The 19,841-nt window shown below is 56.8% G+C and carries 24 protein-coding genes and 2 pseudogenes; 5 read left to right on the top strand and 21 right to left on the bottom strand.

What is annotated here, in order from left to right:
- Positions 1-8: 8 nt before the first annotated feature.
- Together E8E75_RS00255 and E8E75_RS00260 are read right to left on the bottom strand one after the other, a co-directional pair.
- Positions 9-1,112, bottom strand: a complete 1,104-nt coding sequence (locus E8E75_RS00255) for a helix-turn-helix transcriptional regulator (RefSeq protein ID WP_153921179.1) — start codon at positions 1,110-1,112, stop codon at positions 9-11.
- 211 nt (positions 1,113-1,323) lie between these two features.
- Positions 1,324-2,212, bottom strand: a pseudogene (locus E8E75_RS00260) (phage portal protein); the annotation flags it as partial.
- A gap of 100 nt (positions 2,213-2,312) precedes the next feature.
- Between E8E75_RS00260 and E8E75_RS00265 the strand changes: the two are divergent.
- A pseudogene (locus E8E75_RS00265) lies at positions 2,313-2,846 on the top strand (tyrosine-type recombinase/integrase); the annotation flags it as partial.
- A 251-nt stretch (positions 2,847-3,097) separates the two neighbouring features.
- On the opposite strand, the gene E8E75_RS00270 reads toward E8E75_RS00265, so the two are convergent.
- The 17 genes from E8E75_RS00270 to E8E75_RS00350 all read right to left on the bottom strand — a co-directional run bounded on the left by E8E75_RS00270 (position 3,098) and on the right by E8E75_RS00350 (position 12,829).
- Complete coding sequence (locus tag E8E75_RS00270; protein ID WP_280357698.1) at positions 3,098-3,415, bottom strand: transcriptional regulator; 318 nt, start codon at positions 3,413-3,415, stop codon at positions 3,098-3,100.
- Position 3,416: 1 nt separating this feature from the next.
- Complete coding sequence (locus tag E8E75_RS00275) at positions 3,417-3,743, bottom strand: helix-turn-helix transcriptional regulator (protein WP_280357659.1); 327 nt, start codon at positions 3,741-3,743, stop codon at positions 3,417-3,419.
- Positions 3,727-3,981, bottom strand: a complete 255-nt coding sequence (locus tag E8E75_RS00280; protein WP_280357660.1) for a type II toxin-antitoxin system RelE/ParE family toxin — start codon at positions 3,979-3,981, stop codon at positions 3,727-3,729. The genes E8E75_RS00275 and E8E75_RS00280 overlap by 17 nt, the downstream gene beginning before the upstream one ends.
- Before the next feature lie 46 nt (positions 3,982-4,027).
- Entirely contained in the window at positions 4,028-5,302 is a 1,275-nt protein-coding gene (locus tag E8E75_RS00285) for a hypothetical protein (protein ID WP_280357662.1), read from the bottom strand.
- Positions 5,303-5,355: 53 nt separating this feature from the next.
- A complete protein-coding gene (locus E8E75_RS00290) occupies positions 5,356-6,702 on the bottom strand; it encodes a secretin N-terminal domain-containing protein (protein WP_280357664.1) in 1,347 nt (448 codons plus the stop codon).
- Positions 6,703-6,713: 11 nt separating this feature from the next.
- Positions 6,714-7,820: a zonular occludens toxin domain-containing protein gene (locus E8E75_RS00295; RefSeq protein ID WP_280357666.1), complete on the bottom strand. Its 1,107-nt coding sequence runs from the start codon at positions 7,818-7,820 to the stop codon at positions 6,714-6,716.
- Positions 7,821-7,827: 7 nt separating this feature from the next.
- Positions 7,828-8,199 carry a hypothetical protein gene (locus E8E75_RS00300; protein WP_120654596.1) on the bottom strand — a complete coding sequence of 124 codons (372 nt, stop codon included), beginning with the start codon at positions 8,197-8,199 and terminating at the stop codon, positions 7,828-7,830.
- Between the two features lie 2 nt (positions 8,200-8,201).
- Positions 8,202-9,458 (bottom strand): hypothetical protein, encoded by a 1,257-nt coding sequence (locus E8E75_RS00305; protein WP_280357669.1) that lies wholly within the window; start codon positions 9,456-9,458, stop codon positions 8,202-8,204.
- Between the two features lie 237 nt (positions 9,459-9,695).
- On the bottom strand, positions 9,696-9,992 hold the full coding sequence (locus E8E75_RS00310; RefSeq protein WP_280357671.1) for a hypothetical protein: 297 nt from the start codon (positions 9,990-9,992) through the stop codon (positions 9,696-9,698).
- A gap of 12 nt (positions 9,993-10,004) precedes the next feature.
- The gene (locus tag E8E75_RS00315; protein ID WP_280357672.1) at positions 10,005-10,175 is read right to left on the bottom strand and encodes a hypothetical protein; all 171 of its coding nucleotides are present in this window, start codon (positions 10,173-10,175) and stop codon (positions 10,005-10,007) included.
- A 159-nt stretch (positions 10,176-10,334) separates the two neighbouring features.
- The gene (locus tag E8E75_RS00320) at positions 10,335-10,631 is read right to left on the bottom strand and encodes a hypothetical protein (protein WP_280357673.1); all 297 of its coding nucleotides are present in this window, start codon (positions 10,629-10,631) and stop codon (positions 10,335-10,337) included.
- Between the two features lie 206 nt (positions 10,632-10,837).
- Positions 10,838-11,122, bottom strand: coding sequence for a hypothetical protein (locus E8E75_RS00325; protein WP_280357675.1), 285 nt, complete (start codon positions 11,120-11,122; stop codon positions 10,838-10,840).
- Complete coding sequence (locus tag E8E75_RS00330) at positions 11,119-11,418, bottom strand: hypothetical protein (RefSeq protein WP_280357676.1); 300 nt, start codon at positions 11,416-11,418, stop codon at positions 11,119-11,121. Before E8E75_RS00330 ends, E8E75_RS00325 begins: the two co-directional genes overlap by 4 nt.
- Positions 11,396-11,704, bottom strand: coding sequence for a DUF5447 family protein (locus E8E75_RS00335; RefSeq protein ID WP_280357678.1), 309 nt, complete (start codon positions 11,702-11,704; stop codon positions 11,396-11,398). Before E8E75_RS00335 ends, E8E75_RS00330 begins: the two co-directional genes overlap by 23 nt.
- A complete protein-coding gene (locus E8E75_RS00340) occupies positions 11,701-11,928 on the bottom strand; it encodes a hypothetical protein (RefSeq protein ID WP_280357680.1) in 228 nt (75 codons plus the stop codon). The genes E8E75_RS00335 and E8E75_RS00340 overlap by 4 nt, the downstream gene beginning before the upstream one ends.
- A gap of 2 nt (positions 11,929-11,930) precedes the next feature.
- A complete protein-coding gene (locus tag E8E75_RS00345; protein ID WP_280357682.1) occupies positions 11,931-12,608 on the bottom strand; it encodes a DNA cytosine methyltransferase in 678 nt (225 codons plus the stop codon).
- Positions 12,608-12,829 (bottom strand): DNA-binding protein, encoded by a 222-nt coding sequence (locus tag E8E75_RS00350; protein WP_348530006.1) that lies wholly within the window; start codon positions 12,827-12,829, stop codon positions 12,608-12,610. Before E8E75_RS00350 ends, E8E75_RS00345 begins: the two co-directional genes overlap by 1 nt.
- A 584-nt stretch (positions 12,830-13,413) precedes the next feature.
- Here E8E75_RS00350 and E8E75_RS00355 point away from each other — a divergent pair.
- The 3 genes from E8E75_RS00355 to E8E75_RS00365 all read left to right on the top strand — a co-directional run bounded on the left by E8E75_RS00355 (position 13,414) and on the right by E8E75_RS00365 (position 16,493).
- Positions 13,414-14,580: a DUF262 domain-containing protein gene (locus tag E8E75_RS00355; RefSeq protein WP_280357683.1), complete on the top strand. Its 1,167-nt coding sequence runs from the start codon at positions 13,414-13,416 to the stop codon at positions 14,578-14,580.
- A 1-nt stretch (position 14,581) separates the two neighbouring features.
- Complete coding sequence (locus E8E75_RS00360; RefSeq protein WP_280357684.1) at positions 14,582-15,796, top strand: hypothetical protein; 1,215 nt, start codon at positions 14,582-14,584, stop codon at positions 15,794-15,796.
- A gap of 73 nt (positions 15,797-15,869) precedes the next feature.
- Positions 15,870-16,493 carry a hypothetical protein gene (locus E8E75_RS00365; RefSeq protein ID WP_280357686.1) on the top strand — a complete coding sequence of 208 codons (624 nt, stop codon included), beginning with the start codon at positions 15,870-15,872 and terminating at the stop codon, positions 16,491-16,493.
- 455 nt (positions 16,494-16,948) lie between these two features.
- Here the strand turns inward: E8E75_RS00365 and E8E75_RS00370 are convergent, their stop codons facing one another.
- Positions 16,949-17,623: an HNH endonuclease signature motif containing protein gene (locus E8E75_RS00370; RefSeq protein ID WP_280357687.1), complete on the bottom strand. Its 675-nt coding sequence runs from the start codon at positions 17,621-17,623 to the stop codon at positions 16,949-16,951.
- 220 nt (positions 17,624-17,843) lie between these two features.
- Here E8E75_RS00370 and E8E75_RS00375 point away from each other — a divergent pair, with 220 nt between their 5' ends.
- Positions 17,844-18,839 carry a tyrosine-type recombinase/integrase gene (locus tag E8E75_RS00375; RefSeq protein WP_280357689.1) on the top strand — a complete coding sequence of 332 codons (996 nt, stop codon included), beginning with the start codon at positions 17,844-17,846 and terminating at the stop codon, positions 18,837-18,839.
- 2 nt (positions 18,840-18,841) lie between these two features.
- On the opposite strand, the gene E8E75_RS00380 is transcribed toward E8E75_RS00375, so the two are convergent.
- On the bottom strand, positions 18,842-19,807 hold the full coding sequence (locus E8E75_RS00380; RefSeq protein ID WP_280357691.1) for a DUF3883 domain-containing protein: 966 nt from the start codon (positions 19,805-19,807) through the stop codon (positions 18,842-18,844).
- Positions 19,808-19,841: the final 34 nt, after the last annotated feature.

Raw genomic sequence — 19,841 nt, forward strand, 5'->3', positions numbered from 1 at the left:
CAGGCGCATCACCCACGCCTGAGCCGGGCGAACAGCTTCACCAGGTCTGCCTGGCGACTGGTGTCCGTCTTGCGGAACAATGTCCGCAGCTGAGTGCGCACGGTGTTGATGGAGACGTTCAAGCGCTCCGCACAGGCATCCGGGGTGTTGCCTTGCGCCAGGAGTTCGGCCAAGCGCTTTTCCGCTGGACTGAGGTGGAAAATATCGGCCAGCAGTTGGGATTGCGGTTGGTTGTCCAGCAGCGCCAGCAGGACCAGAGGCTTCTGGAAGTAACGGTTGAAGGGCGCATCGGCCGGTACAGGGGTGATCAGCAGATCCCCCGCGTGCGGCCCGGTCAGCCTGAGCCACCCGGCACGCTGCGGGCCGCTCTTGCCACTGGCCTGGCGAACCTGAGCCTGCAAGCTGGCCTCGTGATGCGCGCAGTGCAGCCGCCCGAAGGTTTCATGAAGCGCAAAGCCGACCTGGCTCATGCGCTGCGTGGCGGACTGGTTGCAATAAACCACCCTGCTCTCGCTATCCACCAGCCATAGCGGCGCCGTGTGCTGATCAAGTAACAAGTCACGTTTGGCTAGTTGCAATTCCAACGACTGGATGCGCTCGGACAGGCGGCCGGCAGTCGTCAGGTGGGGTGAGAGGCGGTTGAGTAGCGATTGCTGTCGATCATTGGGAAGCTGGGTGTCCCAGTTGGTGAGCAGCGAAAGAAACGCCTTGGAGGAGGAGGTTTCATAAAGTTTGACGCTGGTGATGTTGCCCAGCCCACAGTAACGGTGGAACTCCTGGTAGTAGGGGCTGTGTCGTATGGCCTCGACACCATAGTCCACAAAATCGTGATACCAGCGGCCAACGGGCTGATTCGGCACATACATGCGCCCCGGGTCGAGATGGCAGTAATACTCGTTATAGGGGCCAACGATGGCAGGATCGAAGCAGCTGATCTCTGAAATCTGCCCAAAGCTGGAGTGCCCGGACTGAATTAGAAGCCCACCCTGCTGCCGACCAGAAGCTTGCATAAGGCTGTTTAACAGTTCACGCCATTTGGCTTCGTCCAATACGCACGCATAGCAAAGGCTTACCAACTCATCGTAGTTCGTCTGCATGTTCGGTTTGGGCATGACGAGCCTCTGGGCAGGGATTTGCCGCGGCAATGGGCTGGCACTGTGCTTTCATATGGCATGCGCCTTGGGTTCCGGCAAGTACACTGATCCACTTGAATTGCCCGGTCGAACCTTTGGCTGATCGCTTTATTTCTACTTCGCTGGATGCCCGCCTGAGAGCCTGTCGTCTCAAACCTCACCACCTCCTCCCCACCCACTCATTCACCTGCTAGAGCCGCGCCTGAACCGGCTCCAGCTCGTTCGCCGTCCACACCTCCGCCGCATCCTTGATCAAGCCGAACCCACCCGCGTTCACCGGCACAATCCCCATCAGCTGCGGCGGGATGCGCAGCGCCGCGAGCATGTCGTCGCGGCTGATGTTCTTGATCGAGCCGAACTCGTCCTTGGCCGCCACCTCGCTCACCGGGATGAGCTGGATGCCGTCCTTCTTACCGCTGGGTGAGTAAACGAACAGGTTGCGGAAGTTGCCCGGGCCTTTGGCGCTCTTCAGTGCCGTGCGCAGATCGGCAATGTCCTGCTCGTTCTGCGTAGCGTCGGTCATGTAGAGGATGAAGCCGGCGTGGCTGCCGTTGTTGTAGTAGCGCCGACGGAACAGCGTGGCCGACTCGTTCAGCAGCGCGCTCTGCAGCGCCACGGACCACTCCGGCAGGCCGTACACCTCCTGGTTGATGTCCGCCTCGCGCAGGTGGCAGATGCTACCCCTCTCGAAGGCGTGTTCCTCCTGCCAGCCACGGATCATGTAGAAGCGGTCCAGGTCCACGCCCCGGCGCATGTAGCGGGCCAGAACCGGCTGCAGGCCGAGCGGTCCCTTCAGCCGATTGCGGCGCATCTCCAGGTAGGCGTTGCCGAAGGTCAGCCAGTCCAGGGCGAACTGCTCGAAGGCCTGGCGCGACAGCAGCCGGTGCGGGATGAACGTCTTCGGCAGCATGTTGCGCTTGAAGTTCAGCCCCGACTGCAGGAACACCCCAGCGCGCACCGACTTGGCCAGCGCATCCGGCGATACCGGCGGCTCGTACCAGCGGCCGTTGTTCCAGATCTCCAGGTAGTCCAGGACCTCGCGGCCATCCCGGCAAAGGGTCGCCAAAGGTGAACAGCTTCGTGCGCGTAGCCACGGCAGTGGTTTCGGTCATCAGTTGATCGCCATGAATCCGGTAATGGCGGCGGTCTGCCCTTCCAGCGGCTCGTTGTGCAGCGCGTGAAACCATCGCGCTGGCCTGGGAGGATGTCGACTTGAACAGCGGCACGGTGACTTTCCGCCGCTCCAAGGTGCGCGGCGCCCAACGGGTGACCAAGACTCGACGCTCAACACGAAAGGTCCGCTTGCTCCCCCCAGCCTTGGATGCCCTAAAGAAGACCTGGGCACTCACTCAGGGAAAAAAGGTGGCGGAAGTAGAAATCGTCCAGCGGGACAACAAGACCAAGCGGAAGGAGAAGCTGCACTTCGTGTTCATCAACACCAACACAGGTGAGGCTCACATCAGCGACTTCAATATCCGAGACCGCTTTTTCAAGGCCCACCTCAAGGCGGCCGGGGTCCGATACCGAGGACCAGGTCAGTGCCGACATACATACGCCAGCCAGCTACTCACCACTGGCGTCGTGCCGATCGATTGGATCGCTGAGCAGATGGGACATACCAACGGCAACATGATCCGTCAGCACTACGGGAAGTGGATCAACGAGGACGGCCCAGACCTAATTGCCATCCTGGAACACGCCCTGGATCTCTGAGCTCTGTTCCCAGATTGTTCCCATCTGGCCACTTTTTTGCCCATAAAAAGACAAAGCCCCTGATTTTCTCTAAGAAAATCATGGGCTTATCTATACGGAAAGTGGCGGTGAGGGTGGGATTCGAATCCTCCCGACCTCAGCACAGCAAAGCCCACCACCGCACAAGGCATTGATATTTAAAGGGTTTAATTTACCCACCTGCACTCTACCGCCCTTTGTCGCACTTCGTTTTCGACACTTTTTCGACAGCTTTACTGAGCCCGAAAGGACCTTGCCTGAAGGGTTGCATCCAGGCTCTTTGTGAGTGCTGCAAATATGCTCGAAAGGGAATCCATGCCCGGATTACCACGGGCGGACAGCATCCGACGAAGGCTTTTGCTCGGCTTACCTGTCGCCACAGCGAGACCTTCGAATCCAAGTGTGGCGTCAATCAGGTCGCGCAGTGTCAGGCGTGCGGCAGCGGTTTCGCCCTGCAAGAACAGGAAGCCTGCTTCGGCAAGCAATGCTCGGCTGAACGCTGGGTCTCGACTAGCCCTCTCAAGCCGGGCTTGATCCCGAGTCAGTGCGATGTCAGATGCTGAGCTGGTCCTGGGAAACACCCAAGGCCTTGGCAATGCGTTCGCGTGTGGCCTTGCGCGGACGGGAAGAGGCTTCCTGCTGCGCATAGGCGGACTGGGTGACCCCCAAGCGGTCAGCCACTTCTGTCTGGGTCAGGCCCAAGTGTTCACGCCAGGCACGGATAGCAGTGGCCCCATCGACCATGCGGCTGACCACATCATGAGGAATCAGGTCCTCATCGAGGCGACGTTGGGCAATGTATTCCTCATAGGGAATGACAACGAACGCCGGCTTGCCGTCCGGGCCGTTGATGATTTGTACGCTAGTAGGTTCGTTCATCGCGTTTCTTTACCTCCTGGACGTCGACCACCCTGATACCTCCATCCCAATCAAAGAGGACACGGTAGTTGCCAACCCTGAGCCGGTATCCGTATTGGTGGTTGGCCAGTGCCTTCACGTTCTGACAATCGGGCATCCTGCTGAGCTCGCCCACCGCATCACGAATCTGCATCTGGTGCTGCTGATGAAGCTTGAGCAGCTGCTTAACGGCCTTCCTGGTCCAGTTAACTGAGTTCATCGCAAAATATTAGCCTTTTATTAGTTTTTGTTAAACAACCTAATAACTAGGCAGCCATCCCATACCTCACGTATCGCTCCTCCAGCTTCTTGGCGAGGTGCTTCTTGAGCCAGGTCCTGGACCTGCCCTTCTCGCGGTAGTACTCCTCCACCAGGTGGAAGATCGGCAACGTCTTGAGGGCTGCCCAGCAGGACGGGAAGTCCATGCGATTACGGGCGAAGAGCGTGATGGCGTTGCCCAGCATCAGCTCTATGTTCTTTCCCGAGAAACCCCGGGCGGTCTTGTAATAGCGGCGGTAGACGAAACGTTCCAGGGGCGTTTCGAAGCGGGTTTCGGTCTGCAGGATGGTCCAGAGCGGATCGGTGTAGCGCTTGTTGTGCAGGAGCTTGAAGTTGCCCAGGCCGTACTCGAACAGGCCCTGGAGGTGGTTGGCGAGTTCGGCGAAGGTGGACGAGTCCAGGATGTTGCCCTGGGCGTCGTGAGAGCCTTGGGCGAACTGTTCGACCACGGAGTGGTGGAAGCGGAACTCGATGCGGTAGACGTCCTGGTCTGGGTCATAGTTGGTCGGATCGGCCTCAAAGGGGTTGTCGGTGTCGCGCCAGCGGTTCTCCCAGTAGTCGAGCTTGTCGATGGCCCGGGCCTGGGTGGTCTTGTTGTAGAGGGCGCATTGCAGGGCACCTGCAGAGCCGAACAGGAAGGATTGACCGCGGCTGTAGGTGGCAGCCATTTCGTCGAATTCGATGGTGCCGATGCCGTCGAACTGGCGAACGTTGCGGGACTTGCAGCGCATCCTGGACACGAGGTCGGCTGATGGTTTCCAGCCCTGGAAGTCGACAGCCAGGTGCACGGCGCACTGGCTGGCCTCGCACACGGTGAGAATCTGCCGGGCCAAGTCATCGAGGAGCTGCTGCAGGTTCTTTGCCGAGTGCTGTTCGATCAGGTGTGGGCTGGCTTCGATCTTGAGGTGTGGTCCCGGGGAATCCGACTTGACGTTGAAGTTCTTGATCAGCAGGACCAGGCCAAGGTCAGCGTTCTGCAGCTTGTACTGGTAACCGGAGTCCCGCCCTACCCGTCCTGGATGCCACTGATGGCCCGCAAAGGTGACCAGGTCAGTCCCTTCGAACAGGGCGAAGATATCTGGGCGAATCACTCCGCGGTAAAGCTGGCGAAGGGTGTCGACGTGGCAACCCAGGATGCTGAGCTTGCGCATGTCGATGAATGCTCCTGATTCAGGGTTCAGGAAGTAACGACCGGTAGGCGTCTCTTCAAAGACGCCACTCTCGTCGAAGTGGATTCGGACCAGGTCCTTTGCAGGTTTCATTTCTGTGTTCCTCTGTGGTGTCCAGTGCGATGCAGAGAATGTTTAAAGACGTGCTACAGGGACGTCTCCCGGCCCGCCCTGGCGCGGCCGAGCCCATCGCCGGCTGCGCCGACTCCCGGCTCGGCCGCGCTCAGGACGGGTAAAGCAAGGGGACGTACTGGATCACGCACCTTCACGGTGTCGGCGGCGCCATGGATGCGGGCAGTGAGCAGGACGACCAAGTTGGTGGAGCGGCTGCGGTTGCTGGTTGAGCGGAACAGCGGCCCCAGCAAAGGCACCTCGGAGAGGATCGGAACAGCCGTGACCGACCTGTCGGTTTGTTCCGAACGTAAGCCGCCCAAGAGGACGCCCTCCCCGTCCTGGAGCTGAACCCGGGTGCTGATGCGGCGGGTGTTGGTGATGATGTCGGCGGCGGTCTTGTCGTCGGCCACGGTGGAGGCGGACTGGTTGACCTCCAGCTCGATGGCGTTGGCCGGGGTGATGAACGGGGTGACCTCGAGGGTGACGCCCACATCCTGGCGCACGATGGTCTGGAACGGGTCGGAGGCCGGCGTGGAGCCGCTGGTGGTCTGCCCGGTGATGAAGGGCACGTTCTGGCCGACGACAATGGAGGCGGGCTCACGGTTGAGGGTGAGCAGTTGCGGCGTGGAGAGGATGCGGTTGTTGCCGGTGGCTTTCACCGCCTGCAGGAAGGCCGAGAGGGTCGGACCGGAGAAGGTCAGGCTAAAGCCAAGGTCGGACTTGTCGGAGCCGCGCAGGGAGATCCCGCTGGCGTCGATGCGCCTGGAGTCGAGCCCGACGTTGAGGCCCAGGGCTTCGAAGTCGTTGTCGGACAGTTCAGCGACGACGGCGGTGATGATGACCTGCCGACGAGGCCGGTCGATTTCCCTGACCACCGCACGGATGGTGTCGAGCTGGCTGCGGGTGGCAGTGACGATCAGCGCATTGGAGGTGGGCGAAGGGCTGACCATGCTCTGGTTGCGGTGGCCGTCCTGAGTGTCGCTCCTGGAGTTGAGGACATCCTTGACCGCCTGGTGGGCGAAGTCGGACTGCAGGTGCTGCAGTTGGACCACGTCGGTGACCAGGTCCGGGGATTCCTCGACGGCCTGGGCGCTGATGCGCAACGTGGACGGCGTGCTGGAGAAGTGGAAACCGGAGGCGAGCACGGCGTTCTCCAGTAGTTGTTCCAGTTCCTTCGGGCCGCTGTAGGTGGCGAAGATGGAGACGGGCGCGGTGCGGATGTCGGAGCCGACCACCACAGACTTCTTGAGCTGCTGCGCGGACCATTCAACGAAGTCCTGCAGGGTGGCGTCGTAGAGTTCGACGCGCTCGGCGGCAGTGGCCAGGGGCGCCTGCAGGGCGGCGATGAGGGCGAGTGATCGGGTGGGTATCCAGTCCATGGCGGGATCCTCTAGCGGAAGACGGAGTGGTAGTCGGCTTCACGGACCAGGAGGGCTTCGCGGGGACCCCGGTCCTTGACGGTGATGCCTTTGGCGACGAGGTCGTCCTGGGTGATACGTTGGTCCTGGCTGTCGCGGAACACGTAGAGGGTGTTGCCCGCCAGCCGGCCATAGGTGGCGATGCGCAGTTCACCGTATTCCTCGGCCAGCGGTTGGGTGGTTTCAGGGACCGGAGCCGGGGCAGTGGGCTGTTCCTGGACGACGGTGGCCGGTTGGGCGGTGAAGGCGATGGCGCCGAAGATCGGCACGGCCAGCAGGAGCGCGCAGCAGGCGCCGAGGAAGAAGGCGTTCAGCACGCGGGTACGGCGGAAGAAGATGCGGGTGGTGCGCATGAAGAACCTCCAGTTGCGCAGGGCTCGTGGAAGGCGGCGGCGCCAATAGCCGGGCGGCAGCATGGAGTAGGAGCCTTTGTCGTAGCCCTCGTCGTACTCCTGGGTCGTGTCGTAGTAGTCGTAGAACTCTTCGCCGCGGTAGTACCAGTCATCCACCTTGGGCGAGTTGAACTTGGCGCCGTACTTGACGATGGCCTGGTGCAGTTTCGGCAGCTTGCCCTTCCAGCGGCCGAGGGTGATCAGCTGCAGCGGCCAGCGGAACATGAAGGGGACTTTCAGGCGGTCCCAGCGGTTGATGTAGACGACGTGCTCAGCGATCGATTCGCGCACCTGCTTGTCGATGACGTTGACGTTCTGCACGCAGAGCCAGAGGTCCCAGCGGCGCTTGCGCAGGTACAGGAAGAACTTGAGCAGGTCGGAGCGGCCGCCCTGGTTCCAGTCGCGGGAGTTGAGCCAGACGCCGGCTTCGTCCAGGAAGATCCCGCCGAACATTTCTTCGTCGTAGGTTTCGTGGCCGACACCGAGGCCGCGCAGGTCCGCCCCGGTGGGCAGGTCGGGCAGGCGCACGAGGCGCGAGTAGGTATTGCCGGGCTTGCACAGCTTGCCCATGAACACGTCGACGTTGACCGCGACGCGGCGGCGGGCTTTCAGGTACTTGAGGATCTGCATGACCAGCAGCAGGGTTTTGCCCGCCCCCAGCTTGCCGGTGACGATGTAAACGGCCATGGGCGCCTCAGGTGTGGATGAACTTTTCGGAGAGCCGCGTCACCCAGAGGAAGATCAGCGATTTGATCTTGGCCACGACCAGGAGGGTGACGCAGAAGGACAGGTTGCTCGGCACGAACATCCGGCCAATTTCCAGCATCCAGGGCGGGCCGAGGTTGGCTATCTGGTCGAACAGCAGGCTCACCGCGAAAGCCAGGGCTTCGATGGCCAACCCGATCGCAACGATGACCAGCAGGAGGATGCCGACCTTCTTGAAGAACTGGGCGATGAAGCCCATGACCGGGCCGATCAGGGGACCGAAGAAGCCCAGGAGCAGCTTGGCCAGCCCGCCGAACAGGCGGGGGAACAGGGTGCGCAGAAAACCGATGATCCAGCCCATGCTCAAAAGCCTCCCTTCGCGGCTTTGGCGTCTTCCTGGCGCAGGGCGGCGTAGAGGATCTTCCAGAGGCCGATGACGGTGACGATCCAGATGACGTACTCAAGCAACGGCTTGAGCCGAGTGAGTTCGCACACCGGCAACACGAGCGAGGCGCGGTAGTCGCCCAAGGCGAAGTTAATGGTGTAGTTGGCGCAGCCCATGGCCGAAGGCAGTAGTCGGTCCAGGACGTTATTGAGGCCGACTTTGTGGCCGTCGGCGCCGAACCACCCATCGGTCACCGTCTTCGGTAGCGCCTTGAGGGCGGCATCCACTTCGGCTTCGCGTTCGCCCAGGATCTTGTCGGTCTGTTTGCCGATCTGCTCGGCCAGTGCGTCACCCGCGCCCTGCCCTGCCGCTTCCGCATCGCCATCGGAGCCTGAGCCGGACTCGTCGTATTCTTCGCCGAACAGGCCGTCGAGCAGTTCGCCGAGCTGGCCCTGGATATCGGTGAGCAGGGAGTTGGTCTTGTCGATCTTCGGGCCGAGTTTCTCGCCCAGGTCTTCAATGGCCTGGTTGGTCGCGCCTGCATCGGAGCCTTGGGAGCTGCTGCCCGTGCCGGTGGAGGGGCGCGGGTCGTTGGTGTCGTCGCCGTCGGCATTGCCGCCATTCTTGGGGTGATCGGACGAGGACTCGGGGATCTGCTTGGTGGGGTCGTTCGGGTCGTAGCAGACCTGCTTGCCGTTGAAGTAGCCGCAGTTACGGTTGGGCTTTTCGGCTTCCATGCAGCGGTAGGTGCCGTTGAAGTAACCGCAGCCGGGTTCTTCCTGGAAGCAGCCCTCTTTTCCGTTGATGGTGCCGCAGCCGGGCTTCTTCGGGTCGAAGCAGGTTTCTACGCCGTTGGCCGACACGCAATTGGAGTCGGGGTCATCGGGCTTGGGCTGGGAGCAGTCCTCCCCGGCGCAGGTGTCGGGGGCGGTGCCATTGGATTCGCCGGAGCCGTAGAAGCTGCCGGTGCATTGGTAGGTCTGGTTCTCCAGGATGGAGACGCAGGACTTCTTGCCGCCTGCGGTGTACTTGCAGCCCTCGAAGGCGACCTGGTCGTCGCAGACAGCGAGCTTGAGGGTGGTGTTGTACTGGCAGACCTGGGTTTTGAGGATTTCCTGGCCGGTGGTGGCAGCGCAATCGGCAAGTACCGTGCAGCCTCCGGATTTGGCGTCATAGTCAGTGCCGGGCGGACAACTATCGCCAAAACGGCTGGCCGTCCGATTGTACTGAACCATTGTGCCAGTGCTGGGGTGGATATAGCCGCACTGAACTACCGAGGGTGAACCCCATTTGTAGATTCCACCGGGATACGCGCTCTGGGCAGCTTGGCAAGCCAGCAAAGCCGATGGATAGCGGACGGCGCTGTTTGTCAGTTGCCACCAATAATCCACCGCCCACCCAAATTGCCCCCACACCATCAGCATGAGGGCAACCAGAATGCGGATAGCCGTACGCATCTATCCGCGTCCTGCTTAGGCGCCAGCGGCGGAGAAGATGCGGCCCGCCAGCTTGAACAGGGCCACACCACCACGGATAACGCCGAACAGCACGGCACCGGAGGCCATCAGAATGCCGAAGGCCTTAGCCAGGTCGAGGAAGACCTGGGTCAGTTCCGGCGGGATTTCAATGGCGGCGTTGGCCGTGCCCGCGGTCATGGCGGCGGCGATGACGGTGTAGAGAATGGCATGCTTGATGCCCAGTGCTTTACCGACACTGGTGCCGTTCTGGTGAGCGATGGCGCCGGAGCGCACGGTGAGTTGCTTTTGCATGGGATGGTTTCCTTATGCAGATGAGGCGTCGATGATTTCTTTCCAGCCGAGCCGGAACTGGCCCCAGGCGACGCCGACCCCGAGAGCCCCTACCATGAATCCCGCAATCAGCAGGTACTGCGCCCAGGTGAGCGCGATGCCTGCTGCCGATGGGATCGACAATCCCAACCAGGGCACTTCCATAGCCTTACCTCTGGTGTCCGTGGATGAGTCCGAGTGCCATGAGTTGCAGCACCCCGGTTATGAAGTGGAGTGCCCACAGGTCACCGAGGGTGATCTGGGCGAGCATGGAGTTGATGGTTCCCATGGGTCGTGCCCTCCCTGGTGATCTGTGGGGCCGAATCAGGCCGCAGCCTTGCCGGATTGACCGGGCACCACGCCCAGCAGGTGCGGCTGGCTCTTGCCACCGGCTGCGCTGACGAGGGTGCAGAGGAATTTGATGGGGGTCGGTTTTTCGAGGCTTGAGGTCTGGTCGAAGACGCCGACGTCGGCGGTGACCTTCTGCACCAGGTAGCCGCGGTTCTGTTCGCGTTCGGCCGCGCTGATGGGTTCGCGGGCGATGATGGCGGAGCAGTAGGTGCGCCCTTCAACGGTGACTTTCTTGACGTTGAGGCACAGGGCGGTGAGTTCGAATTGCATGGTGTTTCTCCTTTCTGGCTTTTTGCCGCTTTGGCCGGCGGGTTAGTGCCGGGCCGGTTTCTTCCGTGTGGCGGGAGGTTTCGCTCCCTCGTGTTCGGGCTCCGAGGTGGGGGGTCTTTACCCCGCACCCCGCGCATCCCCTTCGGTCTTGCTGCGGACCGTAGCCATCAGCCCCAGGGCCGCAAGGCACGCGCCTTCGGCGCTTTTCAGCCTTGCCCCCCTGTGTCTGCTGGCTCCTTGTGGTCCGCGACCGAAGGTGACGGCGACGGGGTGGGGGTAAAGGGATCGGTGCTGCCTGACAGTTCGTCAGGGCAGCCCAGCCGGACCCATTGCGTGAGCACGGCACCCGCCAGGGTCCAGAGGTCGGTGCCGCGTTGGTGTGCTTCGGTTTGGAGGGCCAGGTGTACCGAGCCGGGGGCGCTGACGTAGAAGCGTCGCTCCTTGTCCTCGATCTCGTTCTGGCGGGGTGGGATGGTGCTCAGGGTGGTCATGCCGGGTCCTCGCGACATTCGGTGGATTGGGGGGCGATCAGTTCGCGCAGGGGCGCCGGGCGGATGCGCTCGGGCTGGGTGCGCAGGTCGGCCAGGAGGTCGGCGGGGATCTGCAGCGCGAAGAGGTCGGGTTGGCTCGCGGGGCTGTGCTGCAGCGCGGCGAGGATCTGGTCCAGTTCCTGGACGGTGAAGATGCAGGGGTACTGGCCGCCCTCCTCGCCTGCCGGGAACACGCCACGGCGGGCCTGGAGGTAGGCAACCAGGGCCTTGCGCTCAGAAGAGGTCGGGCTGTTCATTGATGGGTCCTGGATGTGCCGTGGTGACGTGGGGCGTGGGTTTGCCTTGGTCCTCGATCACGTAGAAGTACTGCGGCGGCTTTTTGCGGCTGAGCGCGCAGCGGCAGGTGGTGGGCTGGACGATCCAGCGGCCATCCAACTGGTACACGCGGTGCGGTGTGCAGTGCGGGCCGTGACCTTTGCCGGTATACGGCGCTTCGGGGCCGGCCAGTTCCGGGAAGCGTTCCAGGAGCGAGCAGCCCGGTTTGATGTGTTCGGGGGTGAGGCGGTATTGGGCGAGGGTCATTGGGCGCCCTCCCCTTGGTATTGGACGGCGGTGCCGATGAGGTGGCCGTAGCCGTGGGCCTCGCACTGGCCGCGCATCTGTTCGTCGATCCAGGAGCCTGTGGTGGGCGGGACCTTGGGGCAGTCGGTTTCCAGGGCGCGGGGCTTGAGGATGGTGAGGATCAGCAGGACCGCGCCAACGGCCAGGAGCAAGATGAATTGGGTGCGGAAGTCGAAGATGAACATGGTCAGGCCTCCATGGCCAAAGCCAGTTGCTGTCCGAAGGCGCACCTGGTCGCCGGTGGAAAGGCGAGCTGGGCGATGACATAGCGTCCCCACTGCTCTGCAATGGCGTCAGCGATACCCGGACAGGTGCGACTGCGGTTCTTCCAACATTCCGGGCCCGGCCCCATTCGATGAACGATCGGCGAGCGGCCGGAGGCTATCCGCGTGGGCTGAAGCTTCGGTAGTCCCTGTAGCCAGAAGTGGGTTTCCTTGATCTCGCCGTGGCCGAACATCCAGGGCTGGACGATCTGGTCGGGCTTGCGGATCTGGTCCGAGATCACCGACCTGGGGGCCTCCAAGGCCTTGAAAGGAATCGGCGCATTCATGAGCGCGCGGACGAAATCCAGTGCCCTTGCCTGTCGGCCGTCAGCAATCTTGGCGGGAAAGTGGCGGGCGCCTGAAACGGCCAAGTCGGTGCACGGTGGATGGGCGATCAGCAGATCCCATCCCCACTCGAGCACGTCCAGGACATTGCCGACGATGTGCTCACCTGGAGCTTCGGAAGGAAGCAGGTCGCAGCTGACGGCGTAAAAGCCAACGCGAGTCAGGGCGTCTCGAACGCGGCCGGAGAACTCGCAGGCCACCAGAGCAGTCGGCTGTCTCGCGGGCACATAGCCGTATGAGCAGGAGACGGCAGACATCAGAAGTCCTCCTGCTCCAGGAGCTGCTTCACCACCAGGGCGACATTGACCATGCGGTGGCGGCCCATGCGGATCGTGGGCAGGTAGCCCTTGTCGCACCAGCCGCGGACGTGTTCCTGCTTTTCCTCCATGCCGATCCAGACGGCGAACTGGCGCCAAGGCATGAGGGGTGGGCAGTTAATGAATTGGCCCGCTTTGAGGTCGTCTACTTCCATGTCCATGCACATTCCTGCACTATGCTTGCTTGGTAGAAATCACTGAGTAGTGAGTAATATCTACCAAGAAAGCTATCCCGGATGAACAGCCTTGTAAATCCTACTGAGTAGATATTTTTCAATGATAAAAGACAGATTGATTAGTCTTTTCAATAGGCAACGAACCACAACCTGGTTCGAAAAACAGACGGGAATTGATCGCTACCGCTGGCAGAACGTGCGGAATGGCAAGGCGCGGCTTTCAGATGCGGAGATCGAGGCTGTGGTTGCCCTCTTCCCTCAGTACGCCTACTGGCTTGTGACGGGGAGCATCGCCCCAGAGATTGGCCAGGTCAGCCCTGACTATGAAGCGGCCAGCCGAAACTCAGCAGACAGTCCGAGAGTGGGATGAGACTGACGAAAGAGATTACTAAGCGCTGGTTTGCCCGTGAATAGGCAGGACCAAACAGGGATTCTCGATCTGAAAAATGATAGAGGCATAAGTCAAATCAAATACGAATCCGCAGCAAGCCGAATTCGTAAATTACAACTACAGAATCTCAACCAAAGTTCGAACGAAAATTAAACTCACCGTTAAACAAGGAATAACTATGGAAGTTAAATCAAGGATTTTTGACCTAAGAATTAGCTCGGAAAATATCTTAATTGAAACCACCCTCGGAGCCTATACAGACCTAATCAGGGAAGCATTAGACAAAAATCCTTTTCAAAGAAAGCGCGTAACATCTTCAAAGACAGTATATTCGCTACTTAGAGAAGACATCAAAAAGGGTTGCGTAATCCCTCCCATCGTATTAGCCCTCTCATTGAACGGAAGTAAGAACGACCCTCAAAACAGACTACCTAACGAAGATATTCTCAAGGCTATTAACGACGGCAGGCAAAACCTGTTAATCCTTGACGGCCTTCAACGAACGCACTCATTTCTCGATGTACTAAAAGAATGCAAACCGGAAGAGGTAGAAAGTGTCCGCAACACTCCGATCAGAGTCGAGGTTTACATAGGGCTCAATAAAATTGGCATTCTCTATAGAATGCTAACCCTGAACACTGGGCAAACTCCCATGTCTCTTCGCCAACAAATCGAAATGCTGTACCTAGACTACTATGACGCTGGAGTCGACGGTGTAAAATTTGTAAGAGAAGTAGACTCCGAGCACGCCACACAGCCAAATGAATTTAATTTCAAAGAAATTATCGAAGGTTTCAACTCGTACCTTGAAAGAAACGAGCAGCCATTAGAAAGATCCGACATACTTGAAAATATAAAGAGCCTTGAAAAGCTTTCACACGAAAACAATAACAAAGACCTATTCAAAGAATACGTCAATGCACTGTACACATTTATCACAAAAACAATCGACCTTCTTGATGGTATAGCGTTAGAAAAGAGCGAAAATCCCAGCATAAGCCTGTGGGGTAAGGATGCGAAGCAGTGCCTAAAGAAAACACAGGTATTTGCGGGTTTCGGAGCTGCAGTCGGCAAACTAAAAGACCACGAAATAATTAATGACCTAAATGACATAGTTGCACACTGCGACAATCTTAGTTTCAACACGGAAGGAAAGGACTTTTTGCTGGAGCTAAACTCGGCGCTTTATTGGATATCAAAGAACACCAGCAAGATTGGTAACGCCCAGCGCATGTTTTTCCAATTCTTTTTCAGAGAACTCTTTAATAAAGATTCCGACTCCTTTCTTAATCTCCAGAAGAGCATAGAAAGCGGAATGCACAAAACCAAGACTCAACTCTTCTAAAATGAAAGTACTTCACGAAACATTAGAAATAAACCTTCAACCAACTTCCATTACTTTGGATGAAGAAAACAATGCATGGCTTATAGAGCTATCGAGCGGAGCACCTGGAGAAAAACTATTTATCACAACCCCCAAAATAGAGTGCAACACTGAGCTTGTTCTAAGCCACAAATACATTCACCAGGTCCTCATTAGCAACTACTTGCAAGAAAATAATTACTGCGAGCTAAAGTTTAAAAACGAAACAATCAACAAAGTCATTGGCTTCCTCTTTCCAATTTCAACCCTATCAAGCCATGAATCATCCTTGCTCGACAGCAGCATACCTGAACCAATAAGAGGCCACGCACTTGCTGCAGCCACAGAACTTCTAAAGGGAGATCTCGGACAGACCGACTTTAAAGAGGTTGCCTGGGGAGAAAGCTATCCAATAACGTATTTTTATAGATATGATTTGGCAATTTCAATATATAGCAGAGACAGAATTTCAGAAGACATAAATGAAGCAACAAAAATCACATCTGGACTTTTTGCGAGCTTTGCAGACATAAAGATTTACGAACTAAAAGACAATAAACAACCCCTAAGACCCAAGCTAGCGAGCGAGCCATTTATTACAAGCAGCAGAATCCACATGCAATCTTGCTCTGCTCAAATCGGGAACAACAGTCTAAACTTCCTCAGAGAACACGTAGCTCAAACCGACGCAAAAGCCAGCGAACCAATTGTTAGATTCTTCTTGCAATATCAATTCTTCGAGCTTCTGATGCAAGAAGTATTCTCCAGGATTATAAAGAGCTTCCTGACTGAAGCAGCGAAGCCCGACTACCAGGCTGATGCATGGAAGACCAAAACTTTAGTTGGAAAACTTAATGAAAAAACAGGTGAAAAATATCGAATCGGTAGACTGCTAGGCTTCCTTTCTCAGAAATTTCCTGACGAAACCAAAGCATTAAATGAAGAGTGCACTGATTTCCTAAAGAACATCAACGCGGAAGAAGACCCCAACGAATCCGAACCAAAAACCTACTATAAAGTAAGGAACGCAATCTTCCATGGATTTGGCGCAAACAATATAAAGAACGAAGAAATCGAGAGCATTTGCGACGCCACCTCCAATATAATATATAAATTAGCACTCCACTACGAAGATATCTCACCTTTCTTTGAGACCAGAAAGGACGAATCACCCACGACCACCGACAATACTCAATGATAAAAAATACGAAGAGAAAAGCAATGAATTAAACCTCTCATCAACCAGATCTACCGCTAGTAATGGAATACAAATGAAATACCTGGAAGAAACCAAAGAAGAGGCCAGCAATAAATTTGAGGCCTATCTTGCAATAGCAGCAAAATTCGCAACCGAAAACTTCAAGGTCATAGTGGCTACGGCTCCGTTAGCCTTCGGATTCATTGTCTTTCTGTTCTATTTCACAAAGCATGGCTTCTATCCCAGCTTCGACATTTTTCAGTTTTCATCCCTTCTCATCTCGGCTTTCTGCATAGGCGCATTAGCGTTCATCATGCTTGCCGCACTGACAGCGTTCCCAGGAACCTTCATAGTTCAAAATTTTCTGAGAAGACAAGAAATCAAGAAAACCATTTCAAAACTCACTGATGGGCGTACAACTGGAGAGCAGAGCAGGGTTATATTTTTCTCACTCCGAACTGTGGTTCTTTGGCCTTGCGTGGTCAATGCTGCAGTGACCTTCTCGTCCCTGGAACTATTCCCAGGCCATCTCCTCTGGTTTATGCTGATCTCGCCGATCGCGGTTTCCATCCTCTTCTCACTTGGCCTGACGCAGTCCCTATACCTGAACTGGAAGAACGTTGGAATCTACATACTCGCTAGCTCTCTCACCCTGTTCTTCTCAACCTTGCTATTTATAAAACTTCCGGTGCCATAGTTTCGTCATTATCAGACTCTCCATTTGAAACACTGTTCATTACGGTTCTGGCAATAGTTATTGCTTCCTTCGTAGCCATGACTGCAATGGCAAATCTTGGGGGAGCGAAAGTCCTGGCATTAGCCAGCATCTTGTTCTCGTCTCTTATGCTGTTTTACGGTGGCGCCCTGACCGATCTACCAAAGAACGTGGTACGTGTACTTGGGTTAGGCGAATACGACGCCAAGGCAATAATCTTCACAAAGGACTATTGCGAAAACTTTGAAAACACGCAGAACATCAAGTTTTCAGGAAATTGCGCAATTCAAGGCGCGAAAATTATTTGGTCGCTTGGCGAGTCATTCGTAATTTCAACCAAGGACAGAGAGAACAAACCGATTAAGGTGCTCCTACCGGCGCGCTATGTTCAGTCAGTAATCAGAGAGGCTGACGTACCAAAGCGGTAGCGATTGGCTTCACTCCAGGACTAAACGCCCTATCTTGATATAGAGCGCCTCCACCATTCCTTTAGCGTTCTGAGCGTAATGCAAGCCACGATGGCAATTGGGGCAAATAGCCACGGCGTTGGCCACAGTATCAGAGCCGCCATCTGCAAGCCGCCGAACATGGTGCACTTCAAGAAAGGGCAACCCATCGCTATCCAAGAACGGCGCCTGATTACCGCAGCACTCGCAATGCCCTTTCGCGCTGTCTAGCACCCAAGCCTTAACCGCCGGGTCGCGCTCGTACTGAGTAATGCTTACGGTCTTGCCCTCAGGCTTTTTCTGTCCTTCTGGCGGAGCCTTGTAACGACCGCGCTTTTCCCTAACCTGCTTTTCAAACTCAGCCACCGGAGCCGAAGGCTGCTGCTCGATGTCGTTGATGAATGATTCGATCAGGGCTGCCATATGTGTCCCGACATTCTTCTTAGGCTTAAGCCCTGGAAGCCAATCACGCCCCATCAAGGACAAGACATAGGAGATGTTTTGCATCCGGAACTCGAAGGACTTTGCCGTCCGCCCGAACTGTTCAGCTAGCGCGTCGTAATACGCCTTCTTAGTGACCTTCTGCCCTGCCCTAACCTTGCCAGCGATCTCCAAATACGCTTTCACCGATGCCCTGAGTTCTTCACCGCTCCATCCATCACCCACAGCTTCCCCTTAGCGCAGCACCGCACGTATGAATTTTCATACAGGCTATCAGGAAAGATTCTGACGAAACACGTTCTGTCAGGGTGTAGGAAGTCCTCTAATCCAGCCCCTCCAATGTAAAGATTCCCGCCACAGTGCAACGCTGTGCAGCGCGGGAAGCCGCACCCTTCCACAATCTGGCTTTCTGGGCCAAAAGCACCTCCAAACCAAGGAGGAGCCCATGAGCATCGAGCAGCTTCAAGACGGCCGCTGGTTCGTAGACGTTGAGCCAATCAAAGGAAAGCGCTTTCGGAAACGCTTCAAGACGAAAGCGGAAGCCGTTCGCTTCGAATCCCTGGTTCGTCAGCGACTCGTCCAGGACACCGAATGGAATCCCAAACCCAAGGACAAACGCCGACTTTCCGAGTTGGTTGGTCGATGGTTCGACCTGCACGGCCATACGCTGTCGGATGCAGCACGTCGCAAGCAAGTCTTGCTGACGCTTGCCAATGAACTTCGAGATCCACTCGGCCGGGAGCTGACTGGCAACCAAGTCAACGAGCTACGCAGGGTACAGATGGAAAACGGCGTAGCCGGGAAGACGCTTAATAACCGCCTGGGCTACTTGAAGGCTGTATTCAACGAGCTGTATCAGCTGGGCGAGATCGAGTACCGGAATCCACTGGAGCGGGTGCGGCCAATCAAGCTCCAGGAGCGCGCGCTATCGTTCCTGAGTCAGGAAGATATCAGCACATTACTCAAGGCCCTGGACGCGCGAGACAGCTCCCCTCACCCGCCGATGATTGCCCGGGTTTGCCTTGCAACGGGCGCACGCTGGGGCGAAGTGGAAGGCCTCGATCCCACCCTGATACGTAACGGCACCGTCACCTTCGCCAATACCAAGTCAAAGCGCACCCGTACCATTCCCATCAGTGCCGAGCTGGAGAAGACGCTGAAGGCCCACTTGGCTCGTCACGGGCGCTTTACACATTGCATGGAGACATTCCGGCGGGTGTTGCGAGCAACAAACATCAACGCACCCCAGGGCCAGGCCAGTCACATCCTGCGGCATACCTTCGCGTCTCACTTCATCATGAACGGCGGGAACATCCTGACGCTGCAGAAGATCCTTGGTCATGCGTCGCTGACCATGACGATGCGGTATGCGCACCTATCGCCGGATCATCTGCAGGATGCAGTTAAATTGAATCCACTTTTACAGAGCGAGGAAAACTGACTCTAAGAGAAACGGACTATCGCACTGATTTTTTCGGCAATCATTAGAGTTCCTTCCTTGGCCCCTTCAACAATCCATCCACCTAGCTCGCCACTAAATCGGCAAATATGCAAAAGAGGCTTATCCAAAGCATCAGTCACAACAGCCAGACGATATGAATCTGACTCCAAAATAAATGCCTTGTATTCGTTCGGAGTCAGCTCGATAGAGAACTCACTACCAGACAGCCCCTTAACCTCTATCCGTAGCTCAGACTTTCCCGAGACTGCCTTGAGATCCCAACCCAGATTATCTCTTTCGACACTCTCAACCTCATAGCCAAGAGACTCGAAATGACGGCAACACGTGTTAATTGCGGACTTCTCTATTAACGCTTTTCGCTCCTGGTCTTGACGACTACTTCTCTTTCCTTTTCCCGTCTGAACCCCGCGCTTGCCATTAACGAAGGAAAGGATTTCTTTTACATACGGTACGCTTTCCTCGCTATCTGCATACCAAACGTTAGATTGCCCCATACCGCCTTTTACTTGTCGGGGTATTTCACATGTACGTTGATCCACTTCCAACAAGACAGCTTGGTCTGCCGGGGCGCTGATCCTATATCCATCAATCTCGTTACGCTTATGAGCCGGGGGCATCTTGGAAAATGTCTGGTAGTGACGAAAAACCGTTGCATTCTTATACCAACCAACAACAGCGGTCCCACCGGTCGGACGAGTAGCGGTCCATATCACTGTAATTCCCGATATCAAGTCATCATTCTGTTGGGCACCAAGCCGTTCGATATTTATTGTCCCACCCGACGGCTGCACATATCCGTGCAAAATACCGCCATCTGCCGAAAAGTTGCACATCTCATGGCCGCGACCTTCCGATTTCACGTAAGAGCCACCGCCGCGAATCTTATCTCCTGAACGCTGCCCTTGATATTTTTCCATCCAGCCGATGTTACAAAACAGAACGCTCATTATCTAAACCTTCCATGCGAATTATTAATATTGG

Source organism: Pseudomonas sp. BN606, assembly GCF_029873115.1.
Classification (GTDB): Bacteria; Pseudomonadota; Gammaproteobacteria; order Pseudomonadales; family Pseudomonadaceae; genus Metapseudomonas.

Coding starts and splice junctions, on each gene's coding strand:
- E8E75_RS00300 (WP_120654596.1), bottom strand. CDS start 8,199: ATGGGCTGGATCATCGGTTTTCTGCGCACCCTGTTCCCCCGCCTGTTC.
- E8E75_RS00360 (WP_280357684.1), top strand. CDS start 14,582: ATGAAAGTACTTCACGAAACATTAGAAATAAACCTTCAACCAACTTCC.
- E8E75_RS00320 (WP_280357673.1), bottom strand. CDS start 10,631: ATGCAATTCGAACTCACCGCCCTGTGCCTCAACGTCAAGAAAGTCACC.
- E8E75_RS00330 (WP_280357676.1), bottom strand. CDS start 11,418: ATGAACAGCCCGACCTCTTCTGAGCGCAAGGCCCTGGTTGCCTACCTC.
- E8E75_RS00340 (WP_280357680.1), bottom strand. CDS start 11,928: ATGTTCATCTTCGACTTCCGCACCCAATTCATCTTGCTCCTGGCCGTT.
- E8E75_RS00345 (WP_280357682.1), bottom strand. CDS start 12,608: ATGTCTGCCGTCTCCTGCTCATACGGCTATGTGCCCGCGAGACAGCCG.
- E8E75_RS00290 (WP_280357664.1), bottom strand. CDS start 6,702: ATGGACTGGATACCCACCCGATCACTCGCCCTCATCGCCGCCCTGCAG.
- E8E75_RS00275 (WP_280357659.1), bottom strand. CDS start 3,743: ATGAACGAACCTACTAGCGTACAAATCATCAACGGCCCGGACGGCAAG.
- E8E75_RS00255 (WP_153921179.1), bottom strand. CDS start 1,112: ATGCCCAAACCGAACATGCAGACGAACTACGATGAGTTGGTAAGCCTT.
- E8E75_RS00315 (WP_280357672.1), bottom strand. CDS start 10,175: ATGGAAGTGCCCTGGTTGGGATTGTCGATCCCATCGGCAGCAGGCATC.
- E8E75_RS00335 (WP_280357678.1), bottom strand. CDS start 11,704: ATGACCCTCGCCCAATACCGCCTCACCCCCGAACACATCAAACCGGGC.
- E8E75_RS00380 (WP_280357691.1), bottom strand. CDS start 19,807: ATGAGCGTTCTGTTTTGTAACATCGGCTGGATGGAAAAATATCAAGGG.
- E8E75_RS00355 (WP_280357683.1), top strand. CDS start 13,414: ATGGAAGTTAAATCAAGGATTTTTGACCTAAGAATTAGCTCGGAAAAT.
- E8E75_RS00285 (WP_280357662.1), bottom strand. CDS start 5,302: ATGAAACCTGCAAAGGACCTGGTCCGAATCCACTTCGACGAGAGTGGC.
- E8E75_RS00375 (WP_280357689.1), top strand. CDS start 17,844: ATGAGCATCGAGCAGCTTCAAGACGGCCGCTGGTTCGTAGACGTTGAG.
- E8E75_RS00305 (WP_280357669.1), bottom strand. CDS start 9,458: ATGGTTCAGTACAATCGGACGGCCAGCCGTTTTGGCGATAGTTGTCCG.
- E8E75_RS00365 (WP_280357686.1), top strand. CDS start 15,870: ATGAAATACCTGGAAGAAACCAAAGAAGAGGCCAGCAATAAATTTGAG.
- E8E75_RS00325 (WP_280357675.1), bottom strand. CDS start 11,122: ATGACCACCCTGAGCACCATCCCACCCCGCCAGAACGAGATCGAGGAC.
- E8E75_RS00295 (WP_280357666.1), bottom strand. CDS start 7,820: ATGGCCGTTTACATCGTCACCGGCAAGCTGGGGGCGGGCAAAACCCTG.
- E8E75_RS00350 (WP_348530006.1), bottom strand. CDS start 12,829: ATGGACATGGAAGTAGACGACCTCAAAGCGGGCCAATTCATTAACTGC.
- E8E75_RS00280 (WP_280357660.1), bottom strand. CDS start 3,981: ATGAACTCAGTTAACTGGACCAGGAAGGCCGTTAAGCAGCTGCTCAAG.
- E8E75_RS00310 (WP_280357671.1), bottom strand. CDS start 9,992: ATGCAAAAGCAACTCACCGTGCGCTCCGGCGCCATCGCTCACCAGAAC.